This window comes from Streptomyces sp. NPDC057486 (genome assembly GCF_042802415.1).
Taxonomy (GTDB): Bacteria; Actinomycetota; Actinomycetes; order Streptomycetales; family Streptomycetaceae; genus Streptomyces; species Streptomyces yanii.
Window position 1 is genome coordinate 24,590 of record NZ_JBHVEE010000108.1, and the last position, 9,731, is coordinate 34,320.

Consider the following 9,731-nt stretch of genomic DNA (forward strand, 5'->3'; position numbering starts at 1 on the left):
CTCATCTGCGGGCAGGCTGCGGTGGCAGCATCGGTCCGTTCTCGTTGGTGGTCTTTGAGGTGGTCGGAGTGGGTGAGGCGGTAGCGGGCCGGCCGGCGCGGTGAGAGCGCTGGGCCGTCGGCTTCGGCGCGGCCCTGGTTGATGTACTTGTGGAGGAGGTTGAGGCTTCCTGGGTAGCCGAGTTCCTTAATCTCCCGGAACAGGTGCACGACGGGACGGCCGGGTCATCCTCGCGGCGTCGGCGCAGGTGGTCGCGGTAGGGATCCACCAGCGTGGGCCGGTACTTGGGGGCGCGGATGAGCCGCTCGGGTTCCGGGACACGTGCTTAGCGCTTGACGGTGTTCAGTGCCAGGTTCAGGAGCCTGGCGCATTCCAGCAGGCCCACGCCCCGATCGAGGAGGTCGTGGACGTGGTGCCAGCGCTTGAGGTTGGTGGTCGCCTGCTTGCCCTCGACCCACCTGCCCGGCCATGAGGCGGAGGTCGGCTTCGGTGACGTCACCGTGCGCCTGGCCGGCGAACGACGGAGCGATCCGTCGGCGGGTGCAGCGGATCATGGCCACCAACGCGGACACCGCCACCCACACACCGCCCAACCCTGCACCGTCGACGCCCAGGCGCCACGACCACGGCCGCCACGCGGCGCCGCAGCCCGGGCGCCCCGGCATGGCTGCCGTGATTTACGCCCGCCCGGGTCCCGGCGAACACAGGCATCTGCCGGTTCCCTCCTGCGCGAGGGTGGCCGGTCAGCCGAGCGGGCTCGTGCCGGTGCCGTTCTCCTTCATGCATGTGACGTCGAAGGCCATGAGGGTGATGACGCCGTCCCCCTGGTTCCGGTATTCCGCCACCATCCTCCAGCCGCGCTGCTTGAGGACGACCAAGGCTTCGTAGACCGCCCCGTCCGTGCCCTTGCGCTCTTTGCGGTCCCCGGGCTGCTGCCAGTCGCGTTCCCGCAGCTCGTCCACCACCTTGTCGAAGCGGGCCGTGTCGACCGGGGTGGCCTTGGTGCCGAAGCCCTTGAAACCGATGCCGCACGCCTGCGCCGATCCGGCCGGAGCATCGGCGTTCGTGTCGGCGAATTCCGGTGCGTTTGCCGGAAGGCCCGCGTCGGCGGCTGCGGTGTCGAGGTCGGTGCGCACGACGTCCTTCGTGAGCGGCCCGGTGCCCGTAGGCCGTGGTGACGCCGACGTCGGCGCGGCAGTCGCTCCGGTGCCGGTGCCGGCACTGATGTCGCTCGTGCCGCAGCTTGTGGCTCCGAGCGCGATGACCGCTGCGGCCACGACGGCGGCCCTCTTCGTCCTGCTCATAGGTGTCCCCTCCCAGGTCGCAGGGGTCATGCCCCCCCCGCGATCAAGGAAGGAGTGTGCCACGGCGCGCCGATGAGCGGCCCTGCGCTTGCCGAGAACGAGGGTGCTTGAGGGGCTCGGCAGTTGGGCGTGAGGGCGGCAGAGTTCTGCAGGCTTCGGATGATCTTGTGCCTGATGACTTGTGGGAACGGGTAGCCCCGCTGCTTCCTTCCCGCGCACCGCGACGCCGACGGTATCCGGGTCGTTGCCGGTACAGGGGCCGGCGTCCAGCGGCCGGTTGCGGAAGGCGGCTACCTGTTCATCGAGATGCTTGGCCATCGCGCTGACCTGGGACTTCGACAGGTCGGTCACTCCGAGGGGCTCTGCGAGTTTCTCGACCCGGCGGGTGGAGACGCCGAGCATGTAGGCGGTGGCAACCACCGAGACCAGGGCCTGCCCGGCCCGGCAGTGACGTTCGTGAGTCAGTGCGGGAAGCAACTGCCCTGCCTCAGCTTGGGGATGACGAGTTCAACGGTGTCGGCCCGAGCGTCATCCCCGAATCCGGAACAACCCTCTGAATCGGGTCGAACCCGTACATCACGCCCAAGGGTGCAACCGGCCCCTTGCGCCGGTTCCTCGGCGAAGGGGCTCACGGGGCCATGGAAGCTGATAGAACGGCACATGGGGATATGTGTCGGATTCCTGGAGCCATTGCCTCTACACCTTTTCCGGACTACAGTCCCTTCAGTCCCTGAGGTGTCGCCACCAACCATGCACGGCCTGATGTTTTCTCCTTCGGGGACCGAACCACGACACCACAAGGACAATCAGCGTGCTGAGCCCCGGTGAGACCCGCCGGCCTGCCGCCTCCGCCAAGGCCTCGCCGCCGCACGCTGTGGCCCGTTGGTGCATTGCCCAGGGCCGGCCCGTCCACCCGCTCGCCCCTGGACGCAAGACCCCAGCAGCCAACTGCCGTGAATGCAGGGAGGACCGTCACAACGTGAAGTCCTGTCCCTGCCTGTCCGCCGGCCGTCCCTGCCACGGCTTCCACCCGGCGACAACCAATCCGCAGTACATCGACGCCTGGCGGAGCGCGACCCCGTCAGCAGGTGTCGGAGTCGCCCGTGGCCCGGCCGACTTGGTCGTCATCGATGTCGACGCTCACTCGGCGCCGGTCCCTGACCGCAGCCGACTGCTGCCCGGCACTCCTGTCCCCGACTCCGTGACCCTCGCCGGACTCGCCTCCGACTTCGACACTACGGCCCTTCTGGCGGCCTACCGCCGCCGGCCCGACCCCGCCCACGACGAGACCACCCTGCGCGTGCGTACCCCGTCCGGCGGCCTGCACATCTGGTACCGCAACCCCCACCCCGAGATGCACCCGCGCTGTTCGACCGGCTCCAGCTCCAAAGTGGCCTTGGCCTGGCAGGTCGACATACGGGCTGACGGCGGATACATCATCGCGCCCACCACCCGCACCAGCCAGGGCCGATACGAAGCCCACGGGCCCGCCCGACCGTTCCACCTCGAAGGACGTCCATGAGCAGCGCCGAGAGCATGCCCCGGTTCGATCCTCAGGCAGCCGCTCAGCAGATGCTCGACGTCCAGGAGGCAGAGCCCACCTCCACCCCGCTGCCCGTCCGGACCGCAGTCCCCAGCGCACCTGGGCAGTCCCCGGCCCGGACTACTCAGCCTGCCCTGCTCCCTCATTCGCTCAGCGACCGCGGAAACGCCCGCCTGTTCGTCCAGCTCTACCGCGACCAGTTCCGGCACGTCGAGGGCCTGGGCTGGTTCGCATGGGACGGCTACCGCTGGAAGCGCACCGGCGGTGAGAAATCCGCGCTGTGGGCAGCCGGTGAGATGGCCGAAGGCATGCCCGAGACCGACCCTCGCGGCATCTTCAGCGAACGTGAACTCGCCCACCACAAGAAGAAGACTCTCTCCACCGCCGGGATGAAAGCCCTCCTCACCCAGGCCAAGGCATCTCCGGACCTATCAGTCGACCCCGACACCCTCGACGGCGACCCCTACGCCCTGTGCACCCCGGACGGCGTCGTCGACCTCCACACCGGACGGCTGCGCAAACCCGACCCCTCACGCGACTTCCACTCCCGCGCCACCAGCGTCGCGCCCCAGCCCATGGACACCCCCCGCTGGTACACGTTCCTGGCCGACACCTTCGGTGACGACGCCGAAGGCCAGGAGACGATCGACTTCCTGCACCTCCTGCTCGGCTACTCCATCACCGGCGACGTCGGCGCCCAGGTCCTGCCGTTCCTCCACGGCGAGGGCAAGAACGGAAAGTCCGTCCTGCTCGACACCATGATCCAGATCCTGGGCGACTACGCGGACGCCGCCCCGCCCGGCTTCCTCATGGACCGCGGCGCCTTCTCCGAGCACTCCACCGAACTCACCGAACTCCACGGCCGCCGCCTGATCGTGTGCAGCGAGCTGAAGCCGAACGACAAGTTCGACGAGGCCCGCGTCCGCCTGCTCACCGGCGGCGACAAGATCAAGGCCCGCCGAATGAGGCAGGACTACTTCTCCTTCACCCCCACCCACCACCTGTGGCTGCTCGGCAACCACCGCCCCGAAGTCTCCACCGGCGGCTTCGCGTTCTGGCGCCGCATCCGCCTGATCCCCTTCACCCAGGTCGTCCCCGCCCAGCGCCGCATCGACAACCTCGCCTTCGAACTCGTCCGCGACGAGGGCCCCGGCATCCTGCAGTGGCTCATCGAAGGCGCCCGCCGCTACCTCGCCACACGCGACCCCCTCGAAGGCCCCGACCGCGTCCGCATCGCCACCAGCGCCTATGCCACCACCGAAGACCACATCGGCCGCTTCCTGACCGAATGCTGCACCCGCGACACCGACACCGGCACCGACGTGCGCGTCGAACAAGGCCTGCTCTACGCCGAATACACCTCCTGGTGCAACGCCGGCGAGGGAGTGCGCGCCGCCACCGCCCGCGTCTTCGCCACACGCGTCCGCCAGGAACTCAACCTCGGCTCACCCGCCGACATGATCAAATCCAACGGCCGCAAGTACTACCCCGGCATCGCCCTCCTGGAAGACGCATGACCAAACCCACCCTCACACACACCCCACGCCGTACGCCCGGCCCCGCGGCCGCTCTACGATGAACACCAGATCCCGCTCACGGCGGCCCCCGCACACTGCCCCGCCGCCACCCCGATGCGCGCGAGGCAGCACGACACACACACGCCAGGCCACAACTCCCACAAGGAGCCGACCGACGAAGGAGGGGCTGGAGCGATGAGCTCGCTGTTGACCGCAAGCGACCTCACCCACGAGCAAAGGGTGGTGTGGCTGGAGGACTCCGAGAACCTCGACTACGTCCGCCAGGCGCTGGACAAGACCAAGCGCCGCAACACCAAGCCCCCCTACGCCCGCGACGGACGCATGGTCGGCTACGCCGTTCTCGACGACACCGCCGAGCCCGACCCCGACAGCGGCCTGTACAAGCGCCGCGTCCTCTTCGTCCTCCCGCACGACCGCGACAGCCACCCGGACGGCGTCTACCGCGAAGGCGCCCCCGGCGAAGCCGTCGACCCCCGCACGATCGAGCCCAAAAAGCCCGGCGCGAAAACCCCCCGCTCCCAACACGGCCCCGCTGCCGTAGCCACAGCCTGACAAACCCACCGGACGCCGACGGCGACCGAGATCCGCCGACGTTCTCAGCGCGGTCCCTGAGCGGTGTCGTCACGCTCGCTCTGAACGTAGGACTGGGCGGAGGGTGTCGAGGACCGAGGCGTCGTCGATGGTGGAGGGCACCGGCTCGTCGAGACCGTCGGCGATGTTGCGCATGGTCTTGCGCAGGATCTTCCCGGAGCGGGTCTTGGGCAGCGCCGGGACGATCGCGACCTCCTTGAGCGAGGCCACGGCACCGACCTGATCGCGCACCATCTGGACCAGCTCGGCGCGCAGCGTGTCCTCGTAGCCCTCCGCGGAGGCTCCTTCTCGATCCATGACACCGCTCTTGAGCACCACGAACCCGCGCGGGATCTGGCCTTTCATCCGGTCGGCAACGCCGATGACCGCGCACTCGGCCACATCGGGGTGGCTGGCGAGGACCTCCTCCATCCCTCCGGTCGAGAGGCGGTGCCCGGCGACGTTGATGACGTCGTCGGTGCGACCCATGACGAACACGTAGCCGTCCTCGTCGATCCGGCCACCGTCGCCGGTGAGGTAGTAGCCCTCGAAGGCCGACATGTAGGACTTCACGAACCGCTCGTCGTCGTTCCACAGGGTCGGGAACGCGCCCGGCGGGAGTGGCAGCTTGGCGACGATCGCGCCGTCCTCGCCGGCCGGGACACGGCGGCCGTCGATGTCGAGGACCTGGATGTCCCACCCCGGCAACGGGCGGGTCGGCGAGCCGGGCTTGATCTCCAGCAGTTCGATGCCGGCCGGGTTCGCGACGATCGGCCAGCCGGTCTCGGTCTGCCACCAGTGGTCGATCACCGGGATGCCCAGCAGCTCCGACGCCCAGCGGTAGGTCTCCGGGTCGAGACGCTCCCCGGCCAGGAACAGGTACTTCAACCCGGACAGGTCGTACTTCTTCGCGTAGTCGCCCTCCGGGTCCTCCTTCTTCAAGGCCCGGAACGCGGTCGGCGCGGTGAACATGCTGCGCACGCCGTACTCGGACATGACCCGCCAGAACTGCCCGGCGTCCGGGGTGCCGATTGGCTTGCCCTCGTAGAGCACCGTGGTCGCCCCGGCCAGCAGCGGCGCGTAGACGATGTAGGAGTGCCCGACGACCCAGCCGACGTCGGACGCGGTGAAGATTGTCTGGCCGGGGCCGACGTCGTAGACGTTGAGCATCGACCAGGCCAGCGCGGTCGCGTACCCACCACCGTCGCGGACCACGCCCTTGGGCTTGCCCGTGGTGCCGGAGGTGTAGAGCACGTAGAGGGGGTCCGTCGACTTCACAGGCACCGGATCGGCGGGGGAGGCCTTCCCGACGGCGTCGGCCCAGTCCACGTCGTCCGGGCCCATCGCCGCCTCGGCCTGCGGACGCTGCAGGATGACCTGCTTCTCGGGCTTGTGCGCCGCCAGCTCGATGGCCTTGTTCAGCAGCGGCTTGTACTCGATGACCCGCTTGCCCTCGATCCCGCACGAGGCCGACACGACGACCTTCGGCGCGGCGTCGTCGATCCGGACCGCGAGCTCCTTGGCCGCGAACCCGCCGAACACCACCGAGTGCACCGCGCCGAGACGGGCGCAGGCGAGCATCGCGATCGCGGCCTCGGGGACCATCGGCATGTAGATCACCACGCGGTCCCCGGGCCCGACGCCGAGATCGCGGAGCACCCCCGCGAAGGTGGCCACCTCGTCGCGCAGCCGGGCGTAGGTGTAGGTCCGCTTGGTGCCGGTGACCGGAGAGTCGTAGATCAGCGCGGCCTGGTCGCCGCGGCCGGCATTGACGTGCCGGTCCAGCGCGTTGTGCGCGACGTTGATCTCCCCATCAGGGAACCAGCGGTAGAAGGGCGGGTTCGAGTTGTCGAGGGCCTGCGTCGGTGCCTTGCGCCAGTCGAGCGCTTCCGCCGCCCGCAACCAGAACCCCTCCCGGTCCTCCACGCTGGCCCGGAAAACATCTTCGTACGCCTTCGCATTCATCCTGGGACCCCCAGTATTGCGATGCCGCTGGTCGGATGGTCGGTTGTTGCGCTGCCGGTGGCCCTTCCTCAGACGGAGGCCGATGGACGAAGGGCACCCCTCAGTGCTTGTGCAGGGTCACCTCGGGTCACCAGGTCGAGGGCGGCGTCGAGGCGGTCGCGAGACCAGCCTGTACTTGAACCGAGCCGGACGGTGGAGCAGGTCGCGGAGTGGGTCACACACCCACCTCCTGACCGTCACGGCCGACGTAGTCGGCGGGGACCTGGATCGGTACCGTCCGCATGAGTGACGAGATTACCTTTCCGGACTCCTCGAAGGCGATGGTCCGGGACCGGCCGCGCTCGAGGACCTCCTTGAGTACGAAGTTGAGGGCGCCGATGCCGGGCACCTCGTAGTGGGTGATCGCGCCCATTGTGATGTGACCGCAGACGGCCCGCACCGACGCCTCGATGACCTGGCGGGCTGGTGACCATGAACCCGGACGAGGGTGCTCGTGCCCGCGCACTCGGAGAAGCAGGACGCCACCGCGACCTGTCAGGAGACCTTCGGACACCACCCTTGGATGGGGTTCGTCGCCCACGGCAACGCCGGAAGCGGGGAGCCGGTGGCGGGTCTGCTGAGACCCGGCAACGCGGGCAGTGACACCGCCGCCACGACACCCCCTGCCCACCGCGGACCCCGTCGCCGGACTGCTGCTGATCCTCTACGCACAGAAGATCGCGACCATTCGCCAACTCACCGTCGACAACGTCGGCGTCTCCTGTGAGACCGTCGAGATCACCTTCGGAACCTCGCCTGTCAACCTCCCGGCGCCGCTGGCTGCCTTGGTCCGCGAGATCGTCGCGACCCGACGTGGCAAGACCAGGATCGGCACCCGGGACGACGTCCCCCGGCTCTTCCCCGGAGGACACCCGCTGACCCGGCGCCTGTTCGCGGTGTGCGCCGGTCAGGTGCCGTCTGGGGTGGCGGATGCGGCCGGGGAGGAGGTGGCGGGGCGCTTGGTGTCGTACTGGTCCGCGGTGACGGTCAGAGACTCTGCGATCTGGCGCAGGTAGGTAATGAGCCGCTCGGTCTCCTCCTGGTCGCTTTCGTTTGCCTGGGTGGCCTGCTCCCACCTCTGTTGCAGGATCGCCTCGGCCTGCGCTCTGGCGGCCCGCACCATGTTGCGGGCCTGATCGCGGGCCGCGGAGACGGTCTGCTCGGCCGACTGCTGGGCGCGGGCCTGCTGAAGTACGGCGTCCACGGTCGGTACCCCCGTGGGGCCGCTGCCGTCGCCGATGTTGTTCGCCCGGATCCAGTCCCGGTGTCGCTGCATGTCCCCCCGGAGCCGGTCGTTCTCCTCCATGAGCTCGGTCAGCACCTGGGAGCAGCGTCGCACGGCGTCGTGCACCGCATCTTCGTTGTAGCCACGACGGGTCAGGGGGGCGCGGGGGAAGGTCATCGACCGCAGTGCCTCGGGCGTCAGCCGGGGCTCCCGCGGTTCCTGTGGCTGGTGGGCTCCTGTCTCGTTCACGTGTCTCCGATCACCGAGCGTCTTCATAGTGCAGCAGGTCGTGGGCAATGCCTGCGTCCGCCAGTTCGCGCACTGTCGCAGAGACCATGGCCGACGAGCCGCAGATGTAGAAGGAGCATCCATTCCACCCGGCGGAGCGCAGGACCGGGCCGGCGAGACTGCGGTTGTCGAAGGTGCCGGCATCGGCGCCGACCAGCGGTGTGACGCGAAGCCACGGGTGGGCCTGGGCCAGTTGCCTGAGCGCGGGAAGGTCGTACAGGTCATGGTTGTCGCGTGCTCCGACGAACAGGTCGACCCGGCGATGCGGACCTTGCTGGGCGAGCTCTTCGATCAGGGCGCGCAGCGGGGCCAGACCGGTGCCCCCGGCGATCAGCACCAGATCCCGGCCCCGGGACGCCCGGAGGGTGAGCCTGCCACCGATCGGGGCTCCCAGGCGCAGTACGTCACCTTGGCGCAGCCCGTACACCAGGGCCGGGCTGACCAGGCCGCCGTCGACGGCGCGCACATGGAACTCGACGGTCCCGTCAGCACGTTGTGCGTTGGCCGGGGTGTAGGGCCGCCAGGTGCTCGGCAGCATCGGGGTCTCCACCATGACGGACTGCCCGGCCAGGTACGCCATCGGCTGGTCCAGACGCAGCGTCAGCACCGCAAGATCGAAGCCGCGTTGCTCGTGCCGCACCACCTGGGCGTTCCACCAGGCCGGATTTGCCACGCTGTCGGCTTCGGCGGCCTGAACCATGGTGCGAGCCACCAGGGAGTAGGCGTCGGTCCAGCCACGCTGGAGTTGCGGGGTCCACGCCTCGCCCAGGAAGTAGGCCAGCGTGGCCAGCAGCGCCTGTCCCACCGCCTCGTAGTGCTGAGCGACCACCTGGAACCTGCGGTGGTCGCGGCCCAGTTGCTGAACGAACGGCAGGAGCCGGTCGGGGTCGTCCGCGTCAGCGACGATCCGGCCCAGGGCGGCGACGAGCCGGTCGCGTTGCGCTCCCATGGCCACCGGGAACATCGGCCGGACCTCCGGCGCGATGAGGAACAAGTAGGAGTAGAAGTACCGTGGCACCTCGTCCCCAGATTTGCCGACGAGAGCGAAGGAATCTCTCAGCGCCTGGGAATCGCTCACGTCCGCCCTCCGGTTGCTGACATCGGGGCTGACATCAGAGGTGACCTCCAAAGATCGGGAGCCGTGGGGGGGCGGGGGGCGGGGGGGCGAACCCCCGCAGGGGGAGTTGGGGGCGGGCTGGCCCCCCCCCCCCCACGCGCGGGGGGTCACGCCCGAGAACCCCCGCCCACACACCAACACG

At 69.1% G+C, this 9,731-nt stretch carries 8 protein-coding genes and 3 pseudogenes; 4 read left to right on the plus strand and 7 right to left on the minus strand.

The window, feature by feature from the left end:
• Positions 1-325: 325 nt before the first annotated feature.
• The 3 genes and pseudogenes from ACFU6I_RS35395 to ACFU6I_RS35405 form a co-directional block, all read right to left on the minus strand.
• Positions 326-499 (minus strand): hypothetical protein, encoded by a 174-nt coding sequence (locus tag ACFU6I_RS35395; protein ID WP_384374476.1) that lies wholly within the window; start codon positions 497-499, stop codon positions 326-328.
• 244 nt (positions 500-743) lie between these two features.
• On the minus strand, positions 744-1,304 hold the full coding sequence (locus ACFU6I_RS35400) for a hypothetical protein (protein ID WP_384374503.1): 561 nt from the start codon (positions 1,302-1,304) through the stop codon (positions 744-746).
• A 213-nt stretch (positions 1,305-1,517) separates the two neighbouring features.
• Positions 1,518-1,834 (minus strand): annotated as a pseudogene (locus tag ACFU6I_RS35405) (transposase); the annotation flags it as partial.
• 344 nt (positions 1,835-2,178) lie between these two features.
• On the opposite strand from ACFU6I_RS35405, the pseudogene ACFU6I_RS35410 reads away from it, so the two are divergent.
• The 3 genes and pseudogenes from ACFU6I_RS35410 to ACFU6I_RS35420 form a co-directional block, all read left to right on the plus strand.
• Positions 2,179-2,799: pseudogene (locus tag ACFU6I_RS35410) on the plus strand (bifunctional DNA primase/polymerase); the annotation flags it as partial.
• A gap of 23 nt (positions 2,800-2,822) precedes the next feature.
• Positions 2,823-4,364, plus strand: coding sequence for a phage/plasmid primase, P4 family (locus tag ACFU6I_RS35415; RefSeq protein ID WP_384374479.1), 1,542 nt, complete (start codon positions 2,823-2,825; stop codon positions 4,362-4,364).
• A 195-nt stretch (positions 4,365-4,559) separates the two neighbouring features.
• Positions 4,560-4,937, plus strand: a complete 378-nt coding sequence (locus tag ACFU6I_RS35420; protein ID WP_384374482.1) for a DUF6009 family protein — start codon at positions 4,560-4,562, stop codon at positions 4,935-4,937.
• Positions 4,938-5,006: 69 nt separating this feature from the next.
• On the opposite strand, the gene ACFU6I_RS35425 is transcribed toward ACFU6I_RS35420, so the two are convergent.
• Positions 5,007-6,920, minus strand: coding sequence for a propionyl-CoA synthetase (locus ACFU6I_RS35425; protein ID WP_384374485.1), 1,914 nt, complete (start codon positions 6,918-6,920; stop codon positions 5,007-5,009).
• 214 nt (positions 6,921-7,134) lie between these two features.
• Positions 7,135-7,332 carry a hypothetical protein gene (locus ACFU6I_RS35430; protein WP_384374488.1) on the minus strand — a complete coding sequence of 66 codons (198 nt, stop codon included), beginning with the start codon at positions 7,330-7,332 and terminating at the stop codon, positions 7,135-7,137.
• A gap of 78 nt (positions 7,333-7,410) precedes the next feature.
• Between ACFU6I_RS35430 and ACFU6I_RS35435 the strand changes: the two are divergent.
• A pseudogene (locus ACFU6I_RS35435) lies at positions 7,411-7,572 on the plus strand (IS1380 family transposase); the annotation flags it as partial.
• 294 nt (positions 7,573-7,866) lie between these two features.
• Here the strand turns inward: ACFU6I_RS35435 and ACFU6I_RS35440 are convergent.
• Positions 7,867-8,433, minus strand: a complete 567-nt coding sequence (locus tag ACFU6I_RS35440) for a DivIVA domain-containing protein (RefSeq protein WP_384374491.1) — start codon at positions 8,431-8,433, stop codon at positions 7,867-7,869.
• Between the two features lie 10 nt (positions 8,434-8,443).
• Positions 8,444-9,550: a globin domain-containing protein gene (locus ACFU6I_RS35445; RefSeq protein ID WP_384374494.1), complete on the minus strand. Its 1,107-nt coding sequence runs from the start codon at positions 9,548-9,550 to the stop codon at positions 8,444-8,446.
• Positions 9,551-9,731 lie beyond the last annotated feature (181 nt).

What these genes read in the sequence shown, in the direction of transcription:
- ACFU6I_RS35425 (WP_384374485.1), bottom strand. Translation starts at nt 6,920, where the DNA reads ATGAATGCGAAGGCGTACGAAGATGTTTTCCGGGCCAGCGTGGAGGAC.
- ACFU6I_RS35415 (WP_384374479.1), top strand. Translation starts at nt 2,823, where the DNA reads ATGAGCAGCGCCGAGAGCATGCCCCGGTTCGATCCTCAGGCAGCCGCT.
- ACFU6I_RS35420 (WP_384374482.1), top strand. Translation starts at nt 4,560, where the DNA reads ATGAGCTCGCTGTTGACCGCAAGCGACCTCACCCACGAGCAAAGGGTG.
- ACFU6I_RS35430 (WP_384374488.1), bottom strand. Translation starts at nt 7,332, where the DNA reads ATGGGCGCGATCACCCACTACGAGGTGCCCGGCATCGGCGCCCTCAAC.
- ACFU6I_RS35400 (WP_384374503.1), bottom strand. Translation starts at nt 1,304, where the DNA reads ATGAGCAGGACGAAGAGGGCCGCCGTCGTGGCCGCAGCGGTCATCGCG.